Source organism: Mesorhizobium oxytropidicola (assembly GCF_056174625.1).
Genome location: NZ_CM149692.1, coordinates 93,685 through 119,743, shown reverse-complemented (window position 1 = coordinate 119,743; position 26,059 = coordinate 93,685). Strand labels below are relative to the sequence as shown.

Sequence of the window (26,059 nt, the reverse complement as noted above, 5' to 3'; positions counted from 1 at the left end):
ATCCATGCCGCGACCTTAGCCGTGGAGTGCAGCGGAGCAGAATTCTGAACCGTGGCGGCGCTTCCGAGTCCCGGCATGGATCCTGGGGTCTGCGCCGCGTCGCTGCGCTCCTTGCTTCGCCCCAGGATGACGAAGCGATGGGTGTTTATTCCGGGATAACAGCGGTGGCCTGGATCTCCACCTTGGCGCGGTCCTCGACAAGCGCCATCACCTGCATGGCGGCCATCGCCGGAAAATGCCGGCCGATCACTTCGCGATAGGCTTCGCCGATACCCCTGAGATTGGCGAGGTACTCGGCCTTGTCGGTGAAATACCAGGTCATCGAGGTGATATGCCGCGGCTCCGCACCGGCCTCGGCCAGCACCGCGACGATGTTTTGCAGCGTCTGCCGGACCTGACCAACAAAATCGTCGGTTTCGAACTGGCACTGGCCGTTCCAGCCAACCTGTCCACCGACGAAGACGAGCCGCCCGCGCGCCGCGACGCCATTGGCGTAGCCGACCGGTTTGGCCCAGCCTTCCGGCTGCAAAATCTCGTGCATTTCAAGCCTCCCGGTATTCCTAAAACCAAATTCTCAAAATCGAATGCCTGTCAATTTCCTGCCGTCAGGCCGCGCCCATCACTTGCCTGGCGATGACCACTTTCTGCACGTCGGAAGCGCCCTCATAGATGCGCAGCGCGCGGATCTCGCGATACAGGCTCTCGATGATATGGCCTTTGCGGACGCCGTCGCCGCCATGCAGTTGCACCGCTCTGTCGATCACCTCTTGTGCCTTGTCGGTGGCAAACAGCTTGGCCATCGCCGCTTCGCGCGTCACCCGCGCCGCGCCCATGTCCTTGGTCCAGGCGGCGCGGTAGACGAGAAGCGCCGCCGCATCGACGTCGAGCGCCATGTCGGCGATGTGGCCCTGCACCATCTGCAACTCGGCCATAGGCGCGCCGAACAGCTTGCGCTCGGCCACTCTGCGGATGCTTTCATCGAGCGCGCGGCGGGCAAAGCCGAGCGCTGCCGCGCCGACCGTCGAGCGGAACACGTCGAGCACCGACATGGCGATACGAAAACCGTCGCCGGGCTTGCCGATCAGTGCGGCGGCAGGCAGGCGGACCTGGTCGAAGGACAACCGCGCCAGCGGATGCGGCGCGATCACTTCGAGGCGCTCGGCGATGCCGAGGCCCTTGGCGTCACCCGGCACGATAAAGGCGGAAAGCCCCTTGGCGCCCGGCGCTTCGCCGGTGCGGGCAAAGACGATATAGAAATCGGCAATGCCGCCATTGGAGATCCATGTCTTTTCGCCGGTGAGAACATAGCTGTCGCCGTCGCGGGTCGCCGTCATCTCTGTGTTGGCGACGTCCGAGCCGGAACGCGGTTCCGACAGGGCAAAGGCCGAGATCGCCTTGCCGGCGCGTGTCTTTGCCAGCCATTGCTGCTGCTCTGGCGTGCCGAACAGGCTGAGCGCGCCGGTGCCTAGCCCCTGCATAGCGAAAGCGAAATCGGCGAGCCCGTCGTGACGTGCCAGCGTCTCGCGCGTGATGCACAGCGTGCGGACATCGAGGGGGCCAGGATTGTCGGTGTCGACAGCTGTTGGTTTCAGCCAGCCATCGCGGCCGAGTTTTTGCACCAGTTCGCGGCAGGCGGCATCGACGTCGTGATGATCGACGGGGAGGTTCTTGGCGCACCATGCTTCCAGGCTTTCGGCCATCTCGCGATGACGGTTCTCGAAGAAGGGCCAGGAGAGGAAACTCTTGTCAGCCATCAATTCCCCTCGAACACCGGCTTTTCCTTGGCCACGAACGCCTTGTAGGCGCGCTCGAAATCGCCCGTCTGCATGCAGATCGCTTGCGCCTGGGCTTCCGCCTCGATGGCCTGGTCGAGACCCATAGACCATTCCTGGTTGAGCTGCGTCTTGGTGATGCCATGCGCGAAGGTCGGGCCGGAGACGATGCGCGCCGCCATGTCGAGGGCATCCGCCTCGAGGGAGGCCGCATCGACCAGCCTGTTGTAGAACCCCCAGCGCTCGCCTTCCGCTGCCGTCATGGTGCGGCCGGTGTAGAGCAGTTCGGCGGCGCGGCCCTGGCCGATGATGCGCGGCAGGATCGCGCAGGCGCCCATGTCGCAGCCGGCCAGCCCGACGCGGGTGAACAGGAAGGCGGTCTTGGCCTCCGGCGTGGCGATGCGGATGTCGGAGCTCATGGCGATGATGGCGCCGGCGCCGACCGCGACACCGTCGACCGCGGCGATGATCGGCTTGCCGCAGTTGAGCATCGCCTTGACGAAATCGCCGGTCATGCGGGTGAAGGCCAGAAGCTGCTTCATGTCCATCTTGACCAGCGGGCCGATAATGTCGTGGACATCGCCGCCGGAGCAGAAATTGCCGCCATTGGGCAGGAACACCACGGCGTCGACGTCGTCGGCATAGACGAGGTCACGAAACGTGTCGCGCAACTCGGCATAGCTGTCGAAAGTCAGCGGGTTCTTGCGCTCCGGCCGGTCGAGCCGGACCTTGGCGATCTTGCCCTCGACTTCCCAAAGGAAATGCTTCGGCTTGAGGCCGGCCATCCCAGTCATTCGCGTCCCTCCCAGTTGCTGCGGAACGAGGTCAGCATGCCGGTCAGCCGGCGGGCATCCTCCTCGCTGACCTTGCCCAGCAATTCGCCGATCCAGCCTTCATGCGCGGCGGCGATGGTGGCGAAGGATTTGGTACCTTCCTCGGTCAGCCGCACCATCGAGGTGCGGCGGTCGCCATTGCGGCGCGCGCGGGCGACCAGCCCTTCCGAGACCAGCCGGTCGACAATGCCAGTGACATTGCCGTTGGAGACCAGCAGGAAGCGCGACAGGTCGCTCATCAGCATACCTTCCGGCACTCGGTACAGCGCCGCCATGACGTCGAAGCGCGGTAGGGTCGTATCGAATTCTTTCTTCAACCGCTCGCGCAACTCGGCCTCGATCGTGCGCGAGGCGCGCAGCAGCCTGATCCACAGACGCAAGCGGTCCTTGCCGGGTCCCGACGGTGCGGGCAGGGGGCCGGCTACCATGTTTCGCCTCCTGAGATCGAAATTGCCTGTCCGGTGATCGATGCCGCCGCATCGCCGCATAGCCACAGCACGGCGGCGGCGACTTCCTGCGGCTGGATGAAGCGGCCTTGCGGATTGGTCGAAGCAAGGCTTGTTCGCGCCTGCTCGGCCGAGCGGCCTGTCTTTTCGATGATGCGCTGGATGGACTCCTCCAGCATGTCGGTTTCCACAAACCCCGGGCAAACCGCGTTGACGGTGACACCGGATTTCGCCGTCTCGGCGGCCAGCGCCCGCATCAGGCCGACGACGCCATGCTTGGCCGCGACGTAAGGCGCGACATAGGCGTAGCCCTTCAATCCGGCGGTGGAGGCGATGAACACGATCCGGCCCGCCTTGCGCGCGGCCATGCCGGCGAGCGCCGGCTTCACCGTCAGGAAGGCGCCGGTCAAATTGACGTCGAGAGTCCGCTGCCAGTCGGCAAGCGTGGTCTTGTGCGCCGGCGTGCTGTCGGCCATGCCGGCATTGGCGACGACGATGTCGAACGGCCCGCGCGCGGCTTCCGCCGTCTGGTAGAGCGAGACCATGGACGCCTCATCGGTGACATCGGCGGCGATGGCGAAAATGCCTTCGCTTTCGCCGGCCACCTTGGCAAGTTCCGCCTCGCGCCGACCGCAGATGGTGACATCGATGCCAGCACCGGCCAGCACCAGCGCGATGGCCCGGCCGACGCCGGAGCCGCCGCCGGTGACCAGCGCGTGCTTGCCGGTGATCGCTGCTGCGGCCGTCATACTTTCAGCCCCGCAGCGGCATCACGCTCGGCCAACCGGTAGATCTGGTCGCGGCCAGGCAGGTAGGGATCCGGCCATTTGACGCCGCGGTCGCCGAGCGTCACCGCCGCGTGTAGCGTCCAGTACGGGTCGGCCAGATGCGGCCGCGCCAGCGCGACGAGATCGGCGCGGCCGGCCATCAGGATCGAGTTGACATGGTCGGGCTCATAGATGTTGCCGACCGCCATCGTCGCCATGCCGACTTCGTTGCGGATGCGGTCGGAAAACGGCGTCTGGAACATGCGGCCGTAGACCGGCTTCGCCAGTGCGGACGTCTGGCCGGCCGAGACGTCGCATATGTCGACACCGGCCTCATGCAGCAGCCGTGCGATCTCGACCGCGTCGGCCGGTGTGACGCCTTCAATGCCGACCCAGTCATTGGCCGAAATGCGCATCGAGATCGGCTTTCCCGTCGGCCAGGCGGCACGCACCGCGTGGAAGATTTCGAGGGGATAGCGCATGCGGCTTTCCAGCGAACCGCCATAGTCATCCGTGCGCCGGTTGGTGACCGGCGTGATGAAGGACGACAGGAGATAGCCATGCGCGGCGTGGATCTCCAGCATGTCGAAGCCGCAGCGGTCGGCCATCTCGGCGGAGGCCACGAACTGGTCGCGCACCAGATCCATGTCGGCGCGGTCCATCGCCTTCGGCACCTGATTCTGTGGCGACCACGCCACCGCCGATGCCGCCATGATGGGCCAGTTGCCGGACACTAGCGGCACGTCGGTGCCTTCCCAGCCGAGCCGGGTCGAGCCCTTGGCGCCGGAGTGGCCGATCTGGGCGCAGATCTTCGCCTCTGTCTCTGTGTGGACGAAGTCGACCAGCCGCTTCCACGCCACCTCGTGCTCAGGCGCGTAGAAACCGGGACAGCCGGGCGTGATGCGGCCTTCCGGGCTGACGCAGGTCATCTCGATATAGACGAGGCCGGCGCCGCCCTTGGCGCGCTCGGCATAGTGGGTGAAATGCCAGTCGGTCGGGCAGCCGTCGACGGCCTTGTACTGCGCCATTGGCGAGACGACGACGCGATTGTTGAGCTTCATGTCGCGCAGCTTGAACGGCGCGAACATCGGCGCGCGGCGCAGCCGGTTGCCGCCGGCACCCGCCTGGCGCTGGAACCATTCTTCCGCGCCGCCCAGCCATTCGGCATCGCGCAGCCGCAAATTCTCATGGCTGATGCGCTGCGAACGGGTGAGCAGCGAATAATTGAACTGCACCGGATCGAGGCCGAGATAGCGCTCGACCTCCTCGAACCATTCGAGCGAATTGCGCGCCGCCGATTGCAGCTTCAGCACCTCGGTGCGGCGCGCATCCTCATATCTACGGAACGCCGCGTCGAGGTCCGGTTCGGTTTCGACGTACTCCGCCAGCGCCACCGCACTTTCCAGCGCCAGCTTGGTGCCGGAGCCGATCGAGAAATGTGCCGATGCCGCCGCATCGCCCATCAAGGCCAGGTTCTTGTACGACCAGCGCTCGCACAGCACGCGCGGGAAATTGATCCAGGCCGAGCCACGGATGTGGTTGGCATTGGTCATCAGCGAATGGCCGCCAAGATGCTTGGCGAAGATGCGCTCGCACACTGCGATCGATTCCTGCTGCGACATCGCGCCGAAGCCGAAGGCAGCCCAGGTCTGTTCGCTGCATTCGACGATGAAGGTCGCGGTCTCGCTGTCGAACTGGTAGGCGTGCGCCCACACCCAGCCATGCTCGGTCTTCTCGAAGATGAAGGTGAAGGCGTCGTCGAATTTCTGGTTGGTGCCGAGCCAGACGAACTTGCATTTGCGGGTGTCGATGTCGGGCTTGAAGATGTCGACGAAGCTGTTGCGCGCCCTGGAGTTCAATCCGTCGGCGGCGACGACCAGATCGTGCGTCTCCATGTAAGGTTTGGGGTCGGCGATGTCGGTCTCGAACATCAGCTTGACGCCGAGTTCGCGGGCGCGGCGCTGCAGCAGGATCAGCAGCCGCTTGCGCCCGATGCCGCAAAAGCCATGGCCCGACGAGACCGTGCGCACGCCGTCATGGATGACGGCGATGTCGTCCCAATAGGCGAAATGCTTCTTGATCCAGACGGCGCTGACCGGATCGTTCTTCGCGAGATTCTCGAGTGTTTCGGCCGACAGCACCACGCCCCAGCCGAACGTGTCGTCGGCGCGGTTGCGCTCGAACACCGTCACATCGTGCGCGGCGTCCCGCAGCTTCATCGAAATGGCAAAGTAGAGGCCGGCTGGTCCGCCGCCGAGAACCGCAACCTTCATCCGTGCGATCTCCTCTTCGCTTGCTGTCTGGTCAGTATCGCGCCGGCGGCAAGATATTTCAAGCTTAAAGTTTTATATCGAAATCATTGAGCGAGCACTGGTCGGCGCGCCCGCGTGTCGATCCGCAAGCGCGCCGCGATAGATTACTTGTCCGGGTTCTTCGGGCTCCACAGCACCGTCTCGGCACCCTTCTCATAGGCCATGCCATCGGGATAGCTGATCGCTTCCAGCTGCAATCCCCAGGGCGCCTGGAAATAGAGAATGGTCTGGCCGGCGGCAGGCCCTTCCTTGACCGGCAACGGTCCCATCCTGGTCTTGACGCCCTTGCCGTCGAGATAGGCTTTGGCAGCGGCGACATCGTCGACATAGAGAGCGATGTGGAAGCCGCCAATGTCGCTGTTCTTCGGCGTCAGATCCTTCTGGTCGGGCGCGGTGTATTTGAACAGCTCGATGTTCGAGCCATAGCCGCAACGCACCATGGTGACCTGCTCGATGACAGCCTTCGGATCGACGCCCAGAAGGTCCTGCATGAAGGTGCCCTTGTCGTCGGCGAACGGGCCGAACGACATCGCCTTCTTGCAACCGACCACCTCGGTGAAGAAGTCGACCGCCTGCTTCATGTCGGGCACGGTGATGCCGGTATGGTCGTGCCCGCGCATGCCGGGGATCGAATCCGCCGAGGCCATGCCGGCGCTGCCAAGGACAGCCGCGGCGAGCGTTGCATTTCGAAGTATCGTCTTCATGTCAGTCCTCTCCATTGGCGGGACCTGGGTCTTTGCGCTCGCACGTCCGAAGTCCGCTTCTCGGCATGCGTATGCATTCATGCCGGCGGCTTGGCCGCGGAGGGGATGTCCAGCCAGCCGGCGTCGATTTCAGGCAGCGGAATGGCTGCGATGAGGTCGCGCGTGTAGGCCTGCCTGGGATTGTCGAACAAAGCGTCGGTGGCGCTGGCCTCGACGATCACGCCTTCGCGCATGACGATGACCTGCCGGCACAGCCGCCGGATGACCGACAAATCATGGCTGATGAAGGCGACCGTCAGGCCCATCCCCGCGGCGAGCTTCTCCAGCAGGGTGAGGATCTGTGCCTGCGTCGAGACGTCGAGCCCGGAGACGATCTCGTCGGCCAGCACGAATTTCGGCGACAGCGCCAGCGCGCGCGCAATGCCGACGCGCTGGCGCTGGCCACCCGACAGTTCGTGGCGGTAGCGGCTAGCGAAGCTCTGCGGCAGGCCGACCCGCTGCAGCGCTTCCGCGACGCGTTCCTTGAGCCTGTCGCCAAGGCCGTTCTGCTTCAGCGGCGCCGCGATGATGCTGGCAATTGTGCGGCGCGGGTTGAGCGACGACATCGGGTCCTGGAAGATCATCTGCAGATCGCGGCGCAGCGGCCGCAGCTCCGCCTCCGGCAGATGGGTGATATCACGGCCATCGAATGTGATGTTGCCGGCGCTGGGCTCTAGCAACCGCACCAAAGCGCGACCGAGCGTCGACTTACCCGATCCGGACTCGCCCACGATGCCGGTCACCGAGCCTTTCGGCAAATCGAAGTCCAGGCCTTTCAGAATCTGGGCCAGCGGCGCGCGGCCGATCAGCGGCTTGCGGGTCATGTCGGGCAGCGCGACCTTCAGCCCGCGCACGGAAATGAGCGGCTCAGCCATGCGGCCGCCTCCAGGCTTGGTCGGCGGCAGCGATCTCCGAAGCGAGCCCGGCCAACACCGCGTCGTCAACAGGCTTCAGCGAAGCGAACGGGTCGGTGTAGCGCGGCGTCGCCGCCATCAGCGCCCGCGTGTAGGGGTGTTGCGGGGCGGCGAAGAGCGCGGCCGTCTCTGCCTCTTCCACCACCTTGCCGGCATAGAGCACCGAGACCTTCTGGCTGATCTTGGCGACAACGCCGAGATCATGGGTGACGAACAGGATCGCCGTGCCATGCTCGCGCTGCAACGCAGCGATCAGGCGCAGGATCTGCTTCTGCACGGTGACGTCGAGCGCCGTGGTCGGCTCGTCGGCGACGATCAGCCGTGGCTCGGCGGCGAAGGCGGCGGCGATCAGCACGCGCTGGCGCATACCGCCGGAGAGTTCGTGCGGATAGCATTTCAGCACCCGGTCAGGGTCGCGGATCTGCACCTCGTCCAGCAACTGCCGGATGCGCTTGTCGGCCTTCTCGCCGCTCCAGCCGAGGATGCGCACCAGCCGGTCGGTCATCTGCGGGCCGATGCGGCGCGACGGGTTGAGCGCGGTCAGCGGATCCTGCGGGATCAGCGCGGTGCGCGCACCGATCAGCGTCCGCCGTGCCTTGGGCTGCAACCTGTCGAGATACTCGCCCTCGAGCCGCATGTCGCCTTCGACAATGCGTACGCTCGACGGCAGCACACCGAGCACCGCCTTGCCGATCATCGTCTTGCCGGCGCCGCTCTCGCCCACCAGCGCGCGGACCTCGCCAGGCTGCACGGAGAGCGACACCGAGCGCAGCACGCGAGCGCCGTTCGGCAGCACGGCGCTCAGATTGGCGATGTCGAGACAGGCGCTCATCGCAGCACCGGGTCGAAACGCGTCTTCAGCGCCTCGCCGAACTGGCTGAACGACAGCACGGTGAGGATCAGCGTGATCAGCGGAAACACCAGCACCCACCAGGCTTGGTGGATCGACAGCCGTCCCTCGGCGATGATGCCGCCCCAGGTCGGATCGTCGGTCGAGATCGACAGATTGACGAAGGACAGGATGGCCTCGACGATGACGGCGATGCCCATCTCCAAGGACAGCAGCGCCACGATCGACGGCACCACATTGGGCAGCACTTCGCGCAGCATGATGCCGATGCGGCCATAGCCGGCAATGCGGGCATTCTCGACATAGTCCATGCGCGACTGGCCCATCGCCTCGGCGCGGATCACCCGGCAGAAACGCGTCCAGTCGATGATCGCAATCGCCAGGATGACTGAGCTCAAGCCCGTACCGAGCACCGCGACCAGCAGGATGGCGAACAGCACCGGCGGAAATGCCATCCAGATGTCGACGATGCGCGAAATGATGCGGTCCGCCCAGCCGCCGAAATAGCCCGCGATCAGCCCGAGCGTCGAGCCGACGAGGCAAGCGGCGATGGCCGCGGCAAAGGCGACGATGAAGGCGATGCGGCCGCCGAAGATCAGCCGCGACAGGAGATCGCGGCCGAGACTGTCGGTGCCAAGCCAATAGCCGGGCTCGGCGCCATCAAGCCAGAACGGCGGCAGCCGCTCCAGCATCAAATCCTGCGCCAGCGGATCCTGCGGCGCTACCAGCGGCGCGAAGATCGCCGCCAGCAGCGCCAGCAGCAGCCAGCCGCCGGCGAGCCATAGCCTGGGGCTCAGCCCGCGTCTTGAGGCCCTATCCATGGCGCAGCCTCGGATTGAGCAGCGCATACATCATGTCGACGGCAAGGTTGATCAGCACGAACAGCAGCGCGAAGACCAGCACGATGCCCTGGATCAGCGGCAGGTCGCGGTTGATGACGGCATCGATCGCCATGTTGCCGAGGCCTTCATAGGAGAACAGCCGCTCGACGATGACCGTGCCGCCGATGAGGAAGGTGAACTGCACACCGACCAGGGTCAGCGTCGGCAGAGCGGCGTTCTTCAGCGCCTCGCGCAGGATGACCTGCGTTTCCGAAAATCCCTTGACCCGGGCCAGCACGACATAGTCGAGGTCGAGCACTTCCTTCAGCGACTGTTTCAACAGCTGCGAGATGATCGCCGCCAGCGGCAACGCCAGCGCCACCGCCGGCATCAGCATGTGTTTCAACAGGTCCCAGGTCAGGTCGAAGCGCAGCCGCAGCAGGCTTTCGAAGAAATAGAACTGGGTGACGAAGGGCAGGTCGAGCTGCGGCGACACGCGGCCGGAAATGTCGAAGATCGGCACCAGCACGCCGAACAAAAGGATCAGCACCAGGCCCCATAGGAAATCGGGAATGGAGAGTGCCGCACCGCTGGCGATGTCGATGCCGGCTTCCACCGCGGTGCCGCGTTCACGCGCGCCGAGAACGGCCGTGGTGCCGCCGAGCGCCACCGCCATGACCAGCGCGACGATGGCGAGCTCCAGCGTCGCCGGCAGCCGGTTGAAGACGAGGCCGAGCACATCCTGCCTGAGCGAAATCGAGGTGCCGAAATCGCCCCTGACGACGCCGGACAGCCAGATGAAGAATTGCTGCACGATGGTCTTGTCGAGCCCATAGAGTGCGCGCAGGCGGGCGATGTCGTCATCCGTCGCACCAGGCGGCAGCATCATGGCGATCGGATCGCCGGGCGCGACGCGGATCACGACGAAGACGACGACGGCCACGCCGAACAGCGTGATCAGCATCGTCAGGAGACGGATCAGGAATCGTTGCAGGAGCATGTAAATCTTTGCAGGAGCCTGCTGGCTCCTATGCCTGAAAGAAAATGCGCGCCGTCGCTATGGACGGCGCGCGGCAAGTCCAGGCCGGTATCAGGCCGGGGTCATCAAAGCCGGCAGCAGCGCGCCGGATATGTGCTGCACGACATTGACCTTCTTCGAGTGCACGATTGGCTGGGCGTACTGGATCAGTGGCAGCACATAGGCCTCTTCGGCAATGTACTTGTCGACCGCTTTCCAGCCGGCGATGCGCTTGGCCTCGTCCTTCTCGCCCCAGAGCGGGCCAATCTTGGCATCGAGATCGTCGGTCTTCCACGACGAGTGCGGCGACGGCCCGAACATGGCGAAACCAGTCGACGTGGTCGGGTCGCCGATGGAATTGCCCCAGTTGTAGAAGGCCGCCGGCGCCAGCTTGTGCGCGGCGCGCAGTTCATAGTGCTTGGCGATCTCGTAGACCTCGATCTCGGCCTCGATGCCGACCTTGCGCCACATGCCGACGATCGCCTGCACCATCTCGTAGTCCTTGGGCTTGAAGCCCTTGGTCGTCTGGATGGTGAACTTTGCCGGCTTCTTCGTCGAATAGCCGGAGGCGGCAAGCAATTCCTTGGCCTTCTCCGGATTGTGCTCGACCTTGATCGACGGATCGAAGGCCGCGTATTCCGGCGTCTCCAGCGTGTCGATCGGCTGGCCGTAGCCGCGCAGCAGCCGCTTGACCAGCAGCTCCTTGTCCACCGCCATGACGGCTGCCTGGCGGACATTCTTGTCCAGCATGGCGTCCTTGTTGTTGAAGAAGATCATACCGATGTCGGAGACGTTCTTGATCGAGCCGGTGAGCCCGTTCTTCTTGATGAGGCGGTCATATTCCTCATAGGGGATTTCGAGCGTCACCTGCGAGGAGCCGGACTCGATCTCGGCGACGCGGCTCGCCGCATCGGTGACGAACTTGATCGTCACATTCTCGAAGGCCGGCTTGGTGCCCCAATAGTTCGGATTGGCCTTCAGCCGCAGGAAGGCGTTGCGCTCGAATTTTTCCACCATGTACGGCCCGGTGCCGATCGGCGCTTTTTCGAAACCTTCGGCGCCGACCTTCTCGTAATAGGCCTTCGGCAGGATGTAGCCGGTCAGGAACGACATCCACTTGAAATAGACCGGGTCGAACTGCACCACGTCGCCGGTGATCTTGTTGCCGTCGATCTTGAAGTTGTTGACGTTCTTCCAGACGAACTGGATCGGATTGCCGGTCTTCTCGTCGCCCGCGCGCTGCAGCGACCAGACGACGTCCTCCGGCGTGAAGGGCGAGCCGTCATGCCATTTCACGCCTTCGCGCACCGTCATCATCACCTTGGTGCGGTCGTCGTTCCAGCCCCATTCGGTGAGCAGGCCCGGCGCGAAGGACAGGTCCGGTTTTTGCGGGATGATCTGGTCGAACACCGACTGGTAGAGGCCCTGGATGGTCGGGTTGACCGCCGAGGGTCCGGTGGTCGGGTCCCAGGACGGCAGGTTGACATTGTAGGCGATGGTCAGTTCGCCGGCAGCGGCCTTGGCTATTTTGGGCAGGCCAACTGCGGCCACGCCGAGTGCGGCGGCACTGTATCCCAGCAATTCGCGTCTGTTGATTTTCATGGTCGTTCCCCTTGTTGGTTATTGTCTTTGCGCGGCACTGTCCGTTCATGGGTTCAGGCTTCGTGGGCAGCCGCGCCTTGCCTCTCGTCGCCTCGATAAAATCGTCGGAGCCTACCTCCCGCCAAGCTGTTGCGCGAGCATGAAACCCGAGGCCGCACCGGTGCCGGCGCCTGGCCATGTCGCGGCTCCCGTGACATGCAGATTGCCGACCGGCGTGTTCCAGCCGGCATAACCGCGCGCCGGGCGGAACAAAAAATTCTGCGCCAGATGATGGCTGCCGCAGACCTGGTCGCCGCCGACAAGGTTCGGATTCTCGCGCTCGAGATCGATGGGCGAGAACACCGAGCGGCCGAGGATTTTGCTCCGCAGGCCGGGCGCATAGGTCTCGATGATGTCGAGCACGCGCTCGGCATAGGCCTCCTTGACCTGATCCCAATGCGCGGGCGCGATCTTGGCCGATGCATCGCCCAGGATCTCGGCCGGCAGCATCCGCACCTGCACCCACAGCACATGCTTGCCCTGAGGCGCGCGCGACGGATCGATCGCTGAGGGCTGGCCGACGACCAGCACCGGCTCGTCCGGCAACATGCCGGCCATCGCCTGCTGATAGGTGCGCGACATGGCGTCGAGGGACGGCGACAGATGCACATAGGCGAACTGCCGCAACTCGGCGCCGGCGCGCCAGTCTGGCAGGTCGTCGAGCGCCAGGTGGATCATCATCGTGCCCGGCGCGTACCGAAACTTCTTCATCGCCGTGTCGAAGCCGGTAATGCCGGAACCGCCGGGCAGCAGCGTGCCGGTCAGCGCCTTGGGCGCGACGCCGGCGATAACCGCTTTGGTCGCGGTATGCGTTTCACCGGAAGCGAGCCGCACCCCGGTCGCTTTGCCGTTGGAGACCGTGATCTCGGCCACTTCGGCGCCGGTGACGATCTTTCCGCCGGCGGACGTCACCATGCCTGACAAGGCGCGAATGATGGTGTCGGCGCCGCCCTTGCCCAGCACCATGCCAAAGCTCTGGTTGGCCATCGATTCCAGATAGGGGAACACCGCGCCCCCGGCGATATCGGGGGCGAAATCGAGATGCATGCCCCAGGTGGCGAGCGTCGCCCGCACATGGGGCGACTCGAAAGTCTCCTCCAGCCAGGCACGTGGCGACGACAGCAGCAGCCGGCCGGTGTCGAGCGCGCCGGCAACCCCCTTCTTGCGCCACAGGTTCCACGCCGTGCCAGCCAGCGCGCGGGCGCTCATCGGCGATCCCAGCAGCCGGAACAGATGTTCGGCCTCGCCAGGGAAGGCGGCAACCAGCCTGCGCCATGTCGCGGCATCGACGGCGGAGAAAGCGGCCATGCGCGTGGCCGTTTTTTCCAGGTCGTTGCTGACGCCGAACCAGCGCCCATCCGGGAAGGCGCTGGCAAAACAGTCGGCGACCGGCGCGAACTCCAGACCCTGCGTTTTCAATTCATTTGCATATTTCCGGTGGAAGGCGGAGCCGGCAAACAGGCTCAGATTCATTGCGCCGAAATCGTGGCGGAAGCCGGGAAGGGTGAATTCGCGGGTCTGGACGGCGCCGCCGATTGTTGCGCTGCGCTCGAAAATCCCGGTTTTCCAGCCTTTGAGCGCCAGATGCGCGGCGCATGCCAGACTGTTGTGGCCCGCCCCGACAAAGATGGCGTCGAACTCGCTCACGCCCCGTTCCCATTTCCTTTATGCTTAAAGATAATTGCAGATGCATATGTTTTCGTCTAGTAGGATATTAAGGGCCGAGACGAGCCTTGATCATCACTATCAAAGAGGGAACAGAAGACCATGGACACCCAAAAACTCCTCGGCGAAGTCGCCGGCCAGTTGCTGTCAGGCGCCATCAAGGTGGTAGACCTCTCGGCGCAACTCGGGCCGGACACGCCGCTGATCAAGCTGCCGCCGGAGCTTGCCGTCGACACGCCGAAGGTCGAGATCCATTCGATCTCCCGCTATGACAAGAACGGTCCGTGGTGGGCGTGGAACTGGCTGAAGCTTGGCGAGCATTCGGGCACGCATTTCGATGCACCGCAGCACTGGATCACCGGCAAGGACTACCCGGACGGCGCTACCGACACCATTCCGGCGCAGAACTTTGTCGGCCCGGTCAATGTTATCGACTGCTCCAAGGAAGCCGCCGCCGACCACGATTTCCTGCTCACTGTCGACCACATCAAGGCGTGGGAAGCCAAGCATGGCGCCATCAACGCCGGCGAATGGGTGGTGATGCGCACTGACTGGTACAAGCGCAACGGCTCGGAAGCCGAATTCCTCAACGCCAACGAGACCGGCCCGCATACGCCCGGCCCGACGGCCGAGGCCATCCAGTATCTGATCGGCAAGGACATCAAGGGCTGGGGTAGCGAGACCATCGGCACCGACGCCGGCAAGGCCGGCGGCATGGAGCCGCCATTCCCGGCGCACACGCTGATGCACAAGGCCAACCGTTACGGTCTCGCCAGCCTCTGCAATCTCGATCAGCTGCCGCCGAAGGGCGCGATCCTGATCGCGGCGCCGCTCAAGATCGAGCACGGCACCGGCAGCCCGATCCGCGCGCTGGCGCTGGTGTCGGGAAAATAGAGCGAGGTGGGTCTTCGGGAGAAGATCATGCAGGTTGGCGAGGTGATAGGGAGGCAGGTTGGCGGCGCTCGCGCTTTACGGCGTAGAGCGCTGACCTCGCAAGCCTACTCGCTGCCCCCAGGAAGCCCCCAATGAAAGCGCCCGATCACATCATCGTCGGCAGCGGTATCAACGCGCTGGTCTGTGCGGCGATGCTTGCCGGCAAGGGCGCAAAGGTACTTGTTCTCGAGCGCAACGACCGTATCGGCGGTTGCATGCGCACCGACGAGATCACCGCGCCCGGCTTCATCCATGATGTGATGGCGACGACCTTCGTGCTGTTCATCACCTCGCCGGCCTTTGCGGCGCTGGGCAAGGACTTGGCGCGGCATGGGCTGGAGTTCTGCCATACCGGCACGCCGACCGGCGTGCTGCGGCCGGACGGCAGCCATGCCGTGCTCAGCACCGACCGCGCCGCCAATGTCGCCGCCCTCAACGCGATCGCGGCGGGTGATGGCGACCGGCATGCGGAGGATGTCGGCGGCATCGAGCGCAATGCCGGCCTGCTGTTCGGCCTGCTCGGCGGCAGTCTGTGGTCCTATCCGACCGCAAAACTGCTGGCCGGCGATGCCTGGCGGCGCGGCCCGCGCGGTCTTGCCGCCTTCCTCGGCGAAGCGCTGGTGCCGGCGCGCAGCTGGCTGGAAAGCACCTATCAGTCCGAAACCATCCGCGCGTTGTGGACGCCCTGGGTGCTGCATGCCGGGCTTGGGCCGGAAGATGCCTTCTCCGGCCAGATCGCTAAGGTCATCGCCTTCGCGCTCGAAGCCGCAGGCGCCCCGATCGTCAAGGGCGGAGCGAAGAACCTGTTAAAGGCTTTCGAGGCGCTGATCACCGAGCGCGGCGGTGTCATCTCCACCGAAGCCGATGTTGCCTCTATCATCCTGGCCGGAGGCCGCGCCACTGGCGTGGGGCTGGCATCGGGCGAAACGGTCCATGCGAAGAAGAGCATCATCTGCTCGGTCACGCCGACGCAGCTTTATGGCCGGCTGCTCGGCGCGGATGCGCCCAAGGCCGATGTCGAGGCGACGCGGCAATATCGCTACGGCAAGGGCAATTTCCAGATCCACTATGCCTTGGACAGACCGCCGGCATGGCGCGGCGAAGGGTTGGACAAGGTGGCGTTGCTGCACCTGACGCCGGGCCTCGATGGCGTGTCGAAAGCCTGCAACGAGGCGGCGCGCGGCATGCTGCCGGAAGTGCCGACCATCTGCGTCGGCCAGCCGCATGCGCTCGACCCGTCGCGCTGCCCGCAGGGCAAGGCGATCCTGTGGCTGCAACTGCCCGAGGCACCGCGCCATATCAAGGGCGATGCCGCCGGCAAGCTGCAGGCGCCGGCTGACGGGCAATGGACCGACGCGCTGCGCGAGGCCTATGCCGACCGCGTCGAAGCGATCCTCGCCAGCCACATCGACGGCTTCAAGGACAGTGTCATTGCGCGCCGCGCCTATTCGCCGGCCGATCTCGAAGCGATGAACATCAATCTGGTCGGCGGCGATCCTTATGGCGGCTCGTCGACCATCGACCAGTCCTTCCTGTGGCGGCCGTTCAAGACCAGCCGCAACCACCAGACCGGCATCAAGAACCTCTACCACATCGGCGCCTCGACCCATCCCGGCGCTGGTCTCGGCGGCGGCTCCGGCTTTCTCCTGGCGGGGAGGCTGTGATGGAGCAGAAGGTCGCTGAAAAACGCCAGCGCATTTCGACTTTGGGGCAGATCGGCCTGCAGCAATTCGCGCCCTATCTGATGAACCGCATCATGGGCCGCTACAACGCCACCTTGCGCGACGATTTCCGCAAGCAGGGCCTGACCATTCCGCAGGTCCGCACGCTGGCTGTGCTGTCGGTCACCGATGGCGTTACCGTCAACGACCTCTCGGTCTACACGGTCATCGAGCAGTCGACCTTGAGCCGCACGCTCGACACGCTGGAGGGGCAAGGTTTCGTGCGGCGCGAACAGGGCGTCACCGACAGCCGCATCCGCCATGTGTTCCTGACCGACGATGGTCGCGCCGAATTCACCCGCGCCTGGCCGGCCATGCACGACGCCTTCGAGGCGATGTTCGACGATATCGACGATGCCGAATATGCGGCACTGATCGCCACGCTTTTGAAGATGCTCAAAAACATTCGCAAGCACGACATCTAGATGTACGCGCCGCCGGCTAGCGGCGGCAACGGAAGGAGGCAGAGATGGCCGAACGGTCTTTTGCCAAGGAAGTCGAAAAGCTCCGGCTCGGCGCCGGCGAGGAATTTGCCGGCGAGGGCATTCTCGCCATCACCAAGGCGCTGCTGCAATGCGGCGTCGGCTATGTCGGCGGCTACCAGGGCGCGCCGATCAGCCATCTGATGGATGTGCTGGCCGACGCGCAGGACATTCTGGGCGAGCTCGGCGTGCATTTCGAGGCCAGCGCCTCGGAAGCCACCGCCACCGCAATGCTCGCCGCCTCCGTGCATTATCCCATTCGCGGTGCCGCGACCTTCAAGTCGACCGTCGGCACCAATGTCGCCTCCGATGCGCTCGCCAACCTCGCTTCCGGCGGCGTCACCGGCGGCGCGCTGATCATCGTCGGCGAGGATTATGGCGAAGGCTCCTCGATCATGCAGGAGCGCAGCCACGCCTTCGCCATGAAGAGCCAGGTCTGGTTGCTCGACCCGCGCCCGAACCTGCCGTCGATCGTCAAGGCTGTGGAGGACGGCTTCGAACTGTCCGAAATCTCCAACACGCCGGTCATGCTGCAGGTGCGCATCCGCTGCTGCCATGTCCACGGCCACTTCATCGCCAAGGACAACAAGCGGCCGCCCATGACGGTTGCCGACGCGCTCGACGCGCCGCGCCGCGACACTGGCCGCATCGTGCTGCCGCCCGCATCCTTCCTGCATGAGAAGGAGAAGGTGCAAAAACGCTGGCCGGCGGCGGTCGATTTCATCGCCAAGAACAAGATCAACGAGTTCTTCGGCTCGGATCACGGCTCGGTCGGCATCGTCATGCAGGGCGGCATGTACAATTCGGTCATCCGCGCCCTGCAGCGGCTTGGCCTTGCCGACACCTATGGCGAGACCGACGTGCCACTCTACGTGCTCAACGCCGTCTATCCGCTGATCGACGACGAATTCCTGTCCTTCTGCGAAGGCAAGCAGGCGGTGCTCGTCGTCGAGGAAGGCCAGCCCAATTACATCGAACAGGCCTTTGCCGCGATGCTGCACAAGGCCGGGCGCGGCACCAGGCTGGTCGGCAAGGAATATCTGCCGATGGCCGGCGAGTACACTGGCCAGGTCATGCTCGACGGCATCGGCACTTTCCTGCGCGCCGAGGCGCCCCACCTCTTGCCGGGCGAAGTGCGCGCGCCCAACAAGGTCGGCGACGGCGTCGACACCGCGGACCTGATCAACGTCGTGCCGGGCAGGCCGCCGGGCTTCTGCATCGGCTGCCCGGAGCGGCCGATCTTTGCCGCGACAAAACTGGTCGAGCAGGAACTCGGCAAACACCACATCGCCTCCGATATCGGCTGCCATCTGTTCTCGATCATGCCGCCCTTCGAACTCGGCGCCACCACCATGGGCTATGGTCTCGGCCCGGCCTCAGCCTCGGCGTTCAATTCACCCGACGCCAAGCGCCGCTCGATCTCTTTCGTCGGCGACGGCGGCTTCTGGCACAACGGTCTGACCTCCTCGATCGGCAATGCGGTGTTCAACAAGAACGACGGCGTCATCGTCATCGTCGACAATTTTTACTCCGCCGCCACCGGCGGACAGGACATCCTGTCGTCCCGCGCGGGCAACAAGACCAAGTCGACGAAGCATCCGATCACCGAAGCGGTGAAGGGCATGGGCGTCAAATGGCTGCGCCATGTCGACCGCACCTACGATGTCGGCAAAATGCAGGACACGCTGCGCGAGGCGCTGACGACCGACGAGAAGGGGCCGAAGGTCATCGTCGCTTCGTCCGAATGCATGCTCAACCGCCAGCGTCGCGAAAAGCCGCTGGTCGACAAGGCGATCAAGGGCGGCGAGCGTGTCGTGAAACCGAAGTTCGGCGTCGATGAGGACATCTGCACCGGCGACCATGCCTGCATGCGGCTCTCCGGCTGCCCGTCGCTGTCGGTGAAATCGCTCGACGATCCGTTGCGCGACGATCCGGTGGCGAGCATCGACCAGAGCTGCGTCGGCTGCGGCAATTGCGGCGAGGTCGCCGATGCGGCGGTGCTCTGCCCGTCCTTCTACCGCGCCGATGTCGTGCACAATCCGAGCCGCTTGGACCGCTTTCTGGAAAGCGCACGCCGCGCCACCATCAGCCTTCTGCAGCGTCGCCGCGAAAGCCGGCGCCTGACCTTCGCCGATGCTTGACGCTGTCCCCCCACTCCGCGCCAAGGCCGGCGCCCAAAGCGACGAACGCGTCATCAAGCTCGCCGTGCTGGCGGTCGGCGGCCAGGGCGGCGGCGTGCTGGCCGACTGGATCACCGACGTCGCCGAGCGCAATGGCTACGTCGCGCAGTCGACCTCGGTCGCCGGCGTCGCGCAGCGCACGGGCGCCACGATCTACTATGTCGAGATGGCCCGCGACACCGGCCGGCTGCCGGTCTTCGCGCTGTCGCCCTCGCAGGGCGACGTCGACATACTGATCGCCGCCGAATTGATGGAAGCCGGCCGCGCCATCATCCGTGGTTTCGTCACGCCCGAGCGCACCACGCTGATCGCCTCCTCGCACCGCATCGCCGCCGTGTCGGAGAAGATCGAACCGGGCGACGGCCGGGCGTCATCTTCCAAAGTGCATGCGACGGCGGAAGCCGCGTCCAAACGCTTCATCGCCTTCGACATGGAAAAGATCGCCGCCGACAACGGTTCGATGATTTCGGCCAGCCTGCTCGGCGCGCTGGCGGGGTCCGACGCGCTGCCGTTCACCCGCGAAAGCTATGAGCAGGCGATCGGTGCTGGCGGTCGTGGCGTCAAGGCCAGCCTTGCCGCCTTTGGCACTGCGTTTGACCGCGCGCGCGGCACGGCCGCACCTGTGCCAAAGCCGGCCGAGCCGGCGATCGTCGAACCCGCCCTGGGGGCAGGGCGCGTAACCGGCCCGCAAAACCTGCTGCAGGGCTGGCAGGCGCTCGCCGCCCGCATCGACCTGATGCCCGTGGCCGTGCGCGACATGGCGCTGCGGGGCCTCAGAAAGGTCGTCGACTATCAGGATATCGCCTATGGCCGTGACTATCTCGACCGGCTGGACAAGGCCGTCGCGCTGGACGGCGCCGACCATGCCCATGCGCTGTCCATTGCTGCCGCCAAGCATCTCGCCAACGCGCTCTGCTACGACGACATGATCCGCGTCGCCGACCTGAAGACGCGCTCGACACGCGACAGGCGCGTGCGCAAGGAGGTCGGCGTCAAGGATGGCTCGATCCTGCAGGTGACCGAGTATTTTCATCCGCGCATCGAGGAATTCTGCGGCACGCTGCCGGCGGGGCTCGGCAGCTACATCGAGAACCGCCCGAAACTCGCCGCCTTCCTCGATCGTCGCATCAACCATGGCCGCCGCATCCGCACCGACAGCTTCGCCGGCTTCGCGGCGCTTTGGTTCATCGGAGGCCTGCGCCGCTGGCGCCGCAGCCTGCTGCGCCACAAGGTCGAGATGACCCATCTCGATCGCTGGTATGCATTGGCGCTTGGCCACGTCCCCCAGGACTACGCGCTGGCCGTCGAAATCCTCAATTGCCGCCGGCTGATCAAGGGCTATAGCGACACCCATGTCCGCGCCCAGTCGAAATTCGACCGCGTGCTGTCGGCGCTTGCCATGCTCGAGGGTCGAGCCGATGCCTCCGACTGGATCCGCCGCCTGCGCGAGGCGGCGCTGAAGGACGAGAAGGGCGACATGCTCGATGGCGCGCTGAAGACAGTGGCGACGCTCAGACCAGGTTCGGCAACTGAGGCGCCCTAATCCCTGACAGACGTCACCGGGCCGCTATCTCCGTTTTCGGCAGCGGTGAACGCTGTTCATTTTCTGCTTGAACAATGTTCAAGGTGTGATAGAGTGCGTTTATGAACGATGTTCATTTCTGACGAGCCGAAAGCCGGGGATGGACATCAGGCACAGTAAGGAAGTTTAACCAGCTCAAGACTATCACTGAGATTGAAACAGCGCCTGCAACCCGCAGGGCCCATCGGCATACCGTCGTAGGGTTCCGCCAAATGGAAATCGCCATGAACACGCATCTGATGTTGTCCCGGCGCTTTGCGCCTCTGTTCTGGACGCAGTTCCTGTCCGCCTTCAATGACAATTTCCTCAAGAACACACTGGTGTTCCTGATCCTCTTCACGCTCGCCGCCGGCCAGGCGGCGTCACTGGTCACGCTCGCCGGGGCCGTCTTCATGGCCCCCTTTCTGCTGTTGTCCGCGCTTGGCGGCGAGATCGCCGATCGTTTCGACAAGGCGCTGATCGCGCGCCGGCTCAAATTCGCCGAGATCGCCGCCGCGGCAGTCTCTGTCGCCGGCATCGCGCTGTCGTCGATCCCGGTGCTGATGGCGGCGTTGCTGATGTTCGGCATCATCTCGGCGCTGTTCGGGCCGATCAAATACGGCATCCTGCCCGATCACCTCGAGCGCAAGGAACTGCCCAAGGCCAATGCCTGGATCGAGTCGGCCACGTTTGCCGCCATCCTCGGCGGCACCATCGCCGGCGGCGTCGTCTCGGCCGATGGCATCGGCGTCACCGTGTTCGGGCCGATCATGATGGCCTTGGCCGTCAGCTGCTGGTTCGTCAGCCGCTACATTCCGCCAACGGGTTCGGCAGCGCCTGACCTCGTCATCGACAAGAACATCTTCCGCTCGACCTGGCGTCAGGTCAGCGAGTTGCGCACCGACATGCGCATCTGGCGCGCCGGCCTGATGACCTCGTGGTTCTGGCTGATTGGCGCCATCGTGCTGTCGATCCTGCCGACGCTGATCAAGGATTCGCTCGGCGGCAACGAGATCGCCGTCACCGTCTATCTGGCGGTGTTTGCCGTCTCGATCGCCATCGGCTCGGCCATTGCCGCATGGATGTCGCAGGGCCGCATCGTGCTTCTACCCGCACCGGTCGGCACGGCGCTGCTGGCGCTATTCGGCCTGCATCTGGCCTGGACCATCTGGAGCATGCAGCCTTCGCCGAAGGCAGAAACCCTTGCCCTGTTCTTTGCCGGGCCAAACACGATCCGTGTCGCCATCGATCTCGCCGGCATGGCCATCGCCAGCGCCTTCCTCGTGGTGCCGACCTTCGCCGCGGTGCAGGCCTGGTCGCCTGAAGCGCGCCGCGCCCGGGTCGTCGCCGCGGTCAGCATCGTCAATGCCGGCTTCATGACGGTCGGCGGCATTCTCGTCGCCGCGATCCAGACGAAAGTCTCCACCGGCGGCATCCTGTTCGGCCTCGCCGCGGCCAACGCCGTCGCCGCCTGGCTGATGCTGAAATTCCTGCCGACCAACGCGTTCCGCGACTTCGTCTCCATCCTGTTCCGCGCCTTCCTGCGCCTGGAGGTCGAGGGCATGGAGAACCTCAAGGCGGCCGGCAAGGCGCCGATCCTGGCGCTGAACCATGTCAGCTTCCTCGACGGTCCGCTCGCCTTGACGCTGACCGATGAGGAGCCGGTCTTCGCCATCGACTACACCATTGCCCAGGCCTGGTGGATGAAGCCGTTCATGAAGCTCGCCCGCGCTTTGCCGCTCAACCCGGCCAAGCCGATGTCGACCCGCACGCTGATCAAGATCGTGCAGGGCGGCGATCCGCTGGTCATCTTCCCCGAAGGCCGCATCACCGTCACCGGCGGGCTGATGAAGGTCTATGACGGCGCCGCCATGGTAGCGGACAAGACCGGCTCGATGGTCGTACCGATCCGCATCGACGGGCTGGAGAAAAGTCCGTTCTCGCGGTTGACGTCTCAGCATGTGCGCCGCCGCCTGTTCCCGAAGGTCAAGGTGACCATTCTGGAGCCGGTCAAGCTCGAAGTGCCGCAGGAACTGAAGGGCCGCAAGCGCCGCGCCGCGGCGGGTGCCGCGCTTTATCAGGTCATGTCGGATCTCGTCTTCCGCACCCAGGACATCGACAAGACGGTGCTGGAAAAGATCATCCTGACGGCGAATGAACGCGGCATGAAACGGCTCGCCGTGCAGGATCCGGTCACCGGCTCGCTGAGCTATGGCAAGCTGCTGACGGCGGCCGCCGTACTCGGCGAGAAATTCCAGAACCTTTACGCCGATCAGCAGACACTCGGCATCATGCTGCCCAATGCCAACGGCTCGTGCGCCACGCTGCTTGGCGTCATGTCGGCGGGTAAGGTGCCGGCGATGATCAACTTCACAGCTGGTGCCGCCAACATCCTCTCCGCCTGCAAGGCCGCCGAAGTGAAGACCGTGCTCACCTCACGCGCCTTTGTCGAGCAGGCAAAGCTCGGCGCGGTGGTCGAGGAGATCGGCCGGTCCGTCGACATTGTCTGGCTCGACGATCTGCGCAAAACCATCGGGCTCAAGGACAAGCTGCTCGGCCTGCTGCGCAAGTCGACGCCGCGCGCGCCGCGCAAGCCCAACGACCCGGCGGTGATCCTGTTCACCTCGGGCTCGGAAGGCACGCCGAAGGGCGTGGTGCTCACCCATCGCAACATCCTGGCCAACGCCGCGCAGGCGGCCTCGCGCATCGACTTCCATTCGGGCGACAAGGTGTTCAACGTATTGCCGATCTTCCATTCCTTCGGCATGACGGCCGGCACGGTGCTGCCGCTGATCTCGGGCGTGCCGGTGTTTCTACCCGTCGCCGCTGCACTACCGCATCGTGCCGGAGCTGATCTATGCGTCCAACGCGACGATCATCTTCGGCACCGATACGTTCCTCAGCGGCTATGCGCGCACCGCGCACCCCTACGACTTCCGCTCGATACGCTATTGCTTTGCCGGCGCAGAACCGGTCAAGGCGTCGACGCGCATGACCTATATGGAAAAGTTCGGCGTGCGCATCCTGGAAGGTTATGGCGTCACCGAGACCGCGCCGGTGATCTCCATCAACACGCCGATGTACAACCGTTCCGGCAGTGTCGGCAAAATCATGCCCGGCATGGAATACCGTCTCGATCCGGTGCCCGGTGTCGACGATGGCGGCCGGCTGTTCGTGCGTGGCCCCAACGTGATGGCCGGCTATCTCAGGGCCGAGAAGCCGGGCGTTCTCGAACCGCTGCCGGATGGCTGGCATGACACTGGCGACGTCGTCTCGATCGACGAGGGCGGCTTCATCGCCATCCGAGGACGCGCCAAACGTTTCGCCAAGATCGGTGGCGAGATGATTTCGCTCGCCGCCGTCGAGGCCTTGGCGGGTGAATTGTGGAAAGGCACGTTGTCGGCCGTCGCTTCCGTGCCGGATGCGCGCAAGGGCGAGAAGCTCATTCTCATCACCGAGGCTCCCGGCGCCACACGCGCCGAGTTCCTGGCCTTCGCCAAGGCGAATGGCGCCATGGACCTGATGGTGCCTGCCGAAGTGCGCGTCGTTCCGAAAGTGCCGGTGCTCGGCTCCGGCAAGCTCGACTTTGCCGGTGTGACCAAACTGGTGCGTGGACAGGACGCGCCGGTCGCCAAGGTCGAGGCCGCCTGATCAAGGTGACGACGAAACGACGCCGCTGAAGACCGTGGCGTCGCTTGGCGAGCGCTTTAACCTAACGAATATGTGATCGGACCACTCACCCGGCATTCAGCCGGGTGAGTGGTATGGTGTTCCCGGGAATGCAACCATGGAGGACACAATCATGCTCACCAGATACATTCTACCGATTGCTATCGCCGCAGGCACGTTGATGCTGTCGAGCGTCGGCTCGCAGGCCCTGCCCGTGGCAAAGCCCAGCGCCGGTTCGTTGCCAATCGAAAGCGTCGGCTGGAGATGCGGCCCTGGCTGGCACGTGAACCGGTGGGGAAATTGCGTGCCCAACCGTCGTCGCGTCATAATAGTCCGGCCGGGACATTGGCGGTACCATCACCATCACCGCTGGCACCACCGTTGGTGATCACGCAGCGGATTGACGCGGCACTCGCTCCGACGTGACGTGGTTGTTTCCGCTAGAGGTGGCGTCCCCTGTGACGCCATCTTTGTTCCTCATATGACAAGATCCCACATCGGCTTCACCGCTGCGGATTCCGGAAACACCTTGTCGCCGAGCACGGCGACCGAGAGGCCGAACTGGTCGGCGAGCAGGCCTTTCAGCACCGCCCTGACATCGCTGGTCGGCGCGAGATCGCGCTGTTCGTAGAGTTGGGCCGGCTTCAAGCCCGGCCAGTCGGCGATGACGCGGCCGCCCTTGATGGCGCCGCCGGCGAGCAGCACCACCGTGCCGGTGCCGTGATCGGTGCCGACCGTGCCGTTGATCTGCGCCGTGCGCCCGAACTCGGTGATGGCGACGATCGCCGTGTCCTTCCAGCGCTCGCCGAGACCCTTCTCGAACTCCTCGAAGGCGCCGTCGAGGCCGCCAAGCAGCGTGGCGAGCCGGCCGGTCGCGCCGCCTTCGTTGACATGCGTGTCCCAGCCGTCGAAGGCAAGGGCGGCAACCCGCGGCCCGTCATCGGCCGCGATCAGCCTGGCGGCACCTTGCGCGGCCTGCCGCATGCCGGCGGCACTGTCGAGGCCGCCCTTCGGTTTCATCGTCTTGGCGCCCATCTGGTCGTCGAGCGCCATGCGGTCGGCGTCGAGGCCTTTCTGCAGGGCCACCGCCAGCACCGGATCGCGATGCTGGTAGAGGTCGAGAACCCGCGCCGCGAGGTCACCGGCCGGCGCCGGCAGCGATTGTGGCGCCCAGCCGAGCACGGGGGCAGCACCTCGGATCACCAGTGGCGTCGAGGGCCCTACGGCCAGTCCGCCGAGCGTCGCCACGCGGTCGCCCGCCGGCAGGTTTTCGAGCGCCCGGTTGAGCCATCCGGTGGCGACATGGCCAGGGCCGGCAAAACCGCTTTCCAGCACGTCCTGCCCGTCGAAATGCGAGCGTTCGCGATAGCCTGTCGCGGCCGCATGCACGACAGCGGCCTGCTTGTCCTTGAACAGGCGCGCAAACACCGGCATCGCCGGATTGACCGCGAAGAAACCGTCGAGCGGCAGTGCGGCGTGCGGGCCGGCGAGCGACAAAGCAATGTCGCCATGCAGGCCGGCATAATCGGGGTCGCCAATAGGACCGACCGCTGACAAGCCGTCGAGCGCGCCGCGCAGGACGATGACGATCAGGCGCGGATCGCGATTGTCGGCGGCGCGGGCGAAGCGGGGCAAATAGGCCCAGGCAAACAGCGCGCCGCCGGTCATCAGCACGGCGCGGCGGGAGGGATGAGGGGTTTCACACAGCAGGCTCATGACTTGGTCTCCATG

Annotated in this window: 20 protein-coding genes and 1 pseudogene; 7 read left to right on the top strand and 14 right to left on the bottom strand. The window is 64.9% G+C overall.

Features of this window, described 5'->3' with window-relative positions:
* Positions 1 to 145: 145 nt before the first annotated feature.
* The 13 genes from AC0V8S_RS00580 to AC0V8S_RS00520 all read right to left on the bottom strand — a co-directional run bounded on the left by AC0V8S_RS00580 (position 146) and on the right by AC0V8S_RS00520 (position 13,764).
* Positions 146 to 541 (bottom strand): RidA family protein, encoded by a 396-nt coding sequence (locus tag AC0V8S_RS00580; protein ID WP_183455914.1) that lies wholly within the window; start codon positions 539 to 541, stop codon positions 146 to 148.
* Between the two features lie 64 nt (positions 542 to 605).
* Positions 606 to 1,754 carry an acyl-CoA dehydrogenase family protein gene (locus tag AC0V8S_RS00575; protein WP_475436395.1) on the bottom strand — a complete coding sequence of 383 codons (1,149 nt, stop codon included), beginning with the start codon at positions 1,752 to 1,754 and terminating at the stop codon, positions 606 to 608.
* Entirely contained in the window at positions 1,754 to 2,566 is an 813-nt protein-coding gene (locus tag AC0V8S_RS00570; RefSeq protein ID WP_475436394.1) for an enoyl-CoA hydratase family protein, read from the bottom strand. The genes AC0V8S_RS00575 and AC0V8S_RS00570 overlap by 1 nt, the downstream gene beginning before the upstream one ends.
* A complete protein-coding gene (locus AC0V8S_RS00565; protein ID WP_010913223.1) occupies positions 2,563 to 3,033 on the bottom strand; it encodes a MarR family winged helix-turn-helix transcriptional regulator in 471 nt (156 codons plus the stop codon). The genes AC0V8S_RS00570 and AC0V8S_RS00565 overlap by 4 nt, the downstream gene beginning before the upstream one ends.
* The gene (locus AC0V8S_RS00560) at positions 3,027 to 3,800 is read right to left on the bottom strand and encodes an SDR family NAD(P)-dependent oxidoreductase (protein ID WP_475436392.1); all 774 of its coding nucleotides are present in this window, start codon (positions 3,798 to 3,800) and stop codon (positions 3,027 to 3,029) included. The genes AC0V8S_RS00565 and AC0V8S_RS00560 overlap by 7 nt, the downstream gene beginning before the upstream one ends.
* Complete coding sequence (locus tag AC0V8S_RS00555) at positions 3,797 to 6,091, bottom strand: bifunctional salicylyl-CoA 5-hydroxylase/oxidoreductase (protein WP_475436391.1); 2,295 nt, start codon at positions 6,089 to 6,091, stop codon at positions 3,797 to 3,799. Before AC0V8S_RS00555 ends, AC0V8S_RS00560 begins: the two co-directional genes overlap by 4 nt.
* 143 nt (positions 6,092 to 6,234) lie before the next feature.
* Positions 6,235 to 6,834 carry a VOC family protein gene (locus AC0V8S_RS00550; protein ID WP_475436390.1) on the bottom strand — a complete coding sequence of 200 codons (600 nt, stop codon included), beginning with the start codon at positions 6,832 to 6,834 and terminating at the stop codon, positions 6,235 to 6,237.
* Positions 6,835 to 6,911: 77 nt separating this feature from the next.
* Positions 6,912 to 7,748 (bottom strand): ATP-binding cassette domain-containing protein, encoded by an 837-nt coding sequence (locus AC0V8S_RS00545; RefSeq protein WP_475436388.1) that lies wholly within the window; start codon positions 7,746 to 7,748, stop codon positions 6,912 to 6,914.
* Positions 7,741 to 8,619, bottom strand: coding sequence for an ABC transporter ATP-binding protein (locus AC0V8S_RS00540; protein WP_475436386.1), 879 nt, complete (start codon positions 8,617 to 8,619; stop codon positions 7,741 to 7,743). The genes AC0V8S_RS00545 and AC0V8S_RS00540 overlap by 8 nt, the downstream gene beginning before the upstream one ends.
* A complete protein-coding gene (locus tag AC0V8S_RS00535) occupies positions 8,616 to 9,485 on the bottom strand; it encodes an ABC transporter permease (protein ID WP_475436384.1) in 870 nt (289 codons plus the stop codon). The genes AC0V8S_RS00540 and AC0V8S_RS00535 overlap by 4 nt, the downstream gene beginning before the upstream one ends.
* On the bottom strand, positions 9,451 to 10,458 hold the full coding sequence (locus tag AC0V8S_RS00530) for an ABC transporter permease (protein ID WP_475436382.1): 1,008 nt from the start codon (positions 10,456 to 10,458) through the stop codon (positions 9,451 to 9,453). The genes AC0V8S_RS00535 and AC0V8S_RS00530 overlap by 35 nt, the downstream gene beginning before the upstream one ends.
* 90 nt (positions 10,459 to 10,548) lie before the next feature.
* The gene (locus AC0V8S_RS00525) at positions 10,549 to 12,078 is read right to left on the bottom strand and encodes an ABC transporter substrate-binding protein (RefSeq protein WP_475436381.1); all 1,530 of its coding nucleotides are present in this window, start codon (positions 12,076 to 12,078) and stop codon (positions 10,549 to 10,551) included.
* Positions 12,079 to 12,189: 111 nt separating this feature from the next.
* Entirely contained in the window at positions 12,190 to 13,764 is a 1,575-nt protein-coding gene (locus AC0V8S_RS00520; RefSeq protein WP_475436380.1) for a phytoene desaturase family protein, read from the bottom strand.
* A 120-nt stretch (positions 13,765 to 13,884) separates the two neighbouring features.
* Between AC0V8S_RS00520 and AC0V8S_RS00515 the strand changes: the two genes are divergently transcribed.
* The 7 genes and pseudogenes from AC0V8S_RS00515 to AC0V8S_RS00485 all read left to right on the top strand — a co-directional run bounded on the left by AC0V8S_RS00515 (position 13,885) and on the right by AC0V8S_RS00485 (position 24,716).
* Positions 13,885 to 14,676, top strand: coding sequence for a cyclase family protein (locus tag AC0V8S_RS00515; protein ID WP_475436379.1), 792 nt, complete (start codon positions 13,885 to 13,887; stop codon positions 14,674 to 14,676).
* 131 nt (positions 14,677 to 14,807) lie between these two features.
* Entirely contained in the window at positions 14,808 to 16,379 is a 1,572-nt protein-coding gene (locus AC0V8S_RS00510) for a phytoene desaturase family protein (RefSeq protein ID WP_475436377.1), read from the top strand.
* On the top strand, positions 16,379 to 16,861 hold the full coding sequence (locus tag AC0V8S_RS00505) for a MarR family winged helix-turn-helix transcriptional regulator (RefSeq protein WP_095198441.1): 483 nt from the start codon (positions 16,379 to 16,381) through the stop codon (positions 16,859 to 16,861). Before AC0V8S_RS00510 ends, AC0V8S_RS00505 begins: the two co-directional genes overlap by 1 nt.
* Before the next feature lie 44 nt (positions 16,862 to 16,905).
* Positions 16,906 to 19,059 carry a thiamine pyrophosphate-dependent enzyme gene (locus AC0V8S_RS00500; RefSeq protein ID WP_475436375.1) on the top strand — a complete coding sequence of 718 codons (2,154 nt, stop codon included), beginning with the start codon at positions 16,906 to 16,908 and terminating at the stop codon, positions 19,057 to 19,059.
* Complete coding sequence (locus AC0V8S_RS00495; protein WP_475436374.1) at positions 19,052 to 20,641, top strand: indolepyruvate oxidoreductase subunit beta family protein; 1,590 nt, start codon at positions 19,052 to 19,054, stop codon at positions 20,639 to 20,641. Before AC0V8S_RS00500 ends, AC0V8S_RS00495 begins: the two co-directional genes overlap by 8 nt.
* A 263-nt stretch (positions 20,642 to 20,904) precedes the next feature.
* Positions 20,905 to 24,310: pseudogene (locus AC0V8S_RS00490) on the top strand (acyl-[ACP]--phospholipid O-acyltransferase).
* Between the two features lie 151 nt (positions 24,311 to 24,461).
* A complete protein-coding gene (locus AC0V8S_RS00485) occupies positions 24,462 to 24,716 on the top strand; it encodes a GCG_CRPN prefix-to-repeats domain-containing protein (protein WP_475438548.1) in 255 nt (84 codons plus the stop codon).
* 89 nt (positions 24,717 to 24,805) lie between these two features.
* On the opposite strand, the gene AC0V8S_RS00480 is transcribed toward AC0V8S_RS00485, so the two are convergent.
* On the bottom strand, positions 24,806 to 26,044 hold the full coding sequence (locus tag AC0V8S_RS00480) for a DUF1501 domain-containing protein (RefSeq protein ID WP_475436372.1): 1,239 nt from the start codon (positions 26,042 to 26,044) through the stop codon (positions 24,806 to 24,808).
* Between the last annotated feature and the right edge of the window lie 15 nt (positions 26,045 to 26,059).

Excerpts from the sequence above, each read along its gene's own strand:
- AC0V8S_RS00545 (WP_475436388.1), bottom strand. The coding sequence starts at position 7,748 with ATGGCTGAGCCGCTCATTTCCGTGCGCGGGCTGAAGGTCGCGCTGCCC.
- AC0V8S_RS00515 (WP_475436379.1), top strand. The coding sequence starts at position 13,885 with ATGGACACCCAAAAACTCCTCGGCGAAGTCGCCGGCCAGTTGCTGTCA.
- AC0V8S_RS00565 (WP_010913223.1), bottom strand. The coding sequence starts at position 3,033 with ATGGTAGCCGGCCCCCTGCCCGCACCGTCGGGACCCGGCAAGGACCGC.
- AC0V8S_RS00530 (WP_475436382.1), bottom strand. The coding sequence starts at position 10,458 with ATGCTCCTGCAACGATTCCTGATCCGTCTCCTGACGATGCTGATCACG.
- AC0V8S_RS00525 (WP_475436381.1), bottom strand. The coding sequence starts at position 12,078 with ATGAAAATCAACAGACGCGAATTGCTGGGATACAGTGCCGCCGCACTC.
- AC0V8S_RS00550 (WP_475436390.1), bottom strand. The coding sequence starts at position 6,834 with ATGAAGACGATACTTCGAAATGCAACGCTCGCCGCGGCTGTCCTTGGC.
- AC0V8S_RS00535 (WP_475436384.1), bottom strand. The coding sequence starts at position 9,485 with ATGCGCTGCTCAATCCGAGGCTGCGCCATGGATAGGGCCTCAAGACGC.
- AC0V8S_RS00495 (WP_475436374.1), top strand. The coding sequence starts at position 19,052 with ATGCTTGACGCTGTCCCCCCACTCCGCGCCAAGGCCGGCGCCCAAAGC.
- AC0V8S_RS00560 (WP_475436392.1), bottom strand. The coding sequence starts at position 3,800 with ATGACGGCCGCAGCAGCGATCACCGGCAAGCACGCGCTGGTCACCGGC.
- AC0V8S_RS00480 (WP_475436372.1), bottom strand. The coding sequence starts at position 26,044 with ATGAGCCTGCTGTGTGAAACCCCTCATCCCTCCCGCCGCGCCGTGCTG.
- AC0V8S_RS00505 (WP_095198441.1), top strand. The coding sequence starts at position 16,379 with ATGGAGCAGAAGGTCGCTGAAAAACGCCAGCGCATTTCGACTTTGGGG.
- AC0V8S_RS00570 (WP_475436394.1), bottom strand. The coding sequence starts at position 2,566 with ATGACTGGGATGGCCGGCCTCAAGCCGAAGCATTTCCTTTGGGAAGTC.
- AC0V8S_RS00500 (WP_475436375.1), top strand. The coding sequence starts at position 16,906 with ATGGCCGAACGGTCTTTTGCCAAGGAAGTCGAAAAGCTCCGGCTCGGC.
- AC0V8S_RS00485 (WP_475438548.1), top strand. The coding sequence starts at position 24,462 with ATGCTCACCAGATACATTCTACCGATTGCTATCGCCGCAGGCACGTTG.
- AC0V8S_RS00555 (WP_475436391.1), bottom strand. The coding sequence starts at position 6,091 with ATGAAGGTTGCGGTTCTCGGCGGCGGACCAGCCGGCCTCTACTTTGCC.
- AC0V8S_RS00580 (WP_183455914.1), bottom strand. The coding sequence starts at position 541 with ATGCACGAGATTTTGCAGCCGGAAGGCTGGGCCAAACCGGTCGGCTAC.
- AC0V8S_RS00540 (WP_475436386.1), bottom strand. The coding sequence starts at position 8,619 with ATGAGCGCCTGTCTCGACATCGCCAATCTGAGCGCCGTGCTGCCGAAC.
- AC0V8S_RS00575 (WP_475436395.1), bottom strand. The coding sequence starts at position 1,754 with ATGGCTGACAAGAGTTTCCTCTCCTGGCCCTTCTTCGAGAACCGTCAT.
- AC0V8S_RS00510 (WP_475436377.1), top strand. The coding sequence starts at position 14,808 with ATGAAAGCGCCCGATCACATCATCGTCGGCAGCGGTATCAACGCGCTG.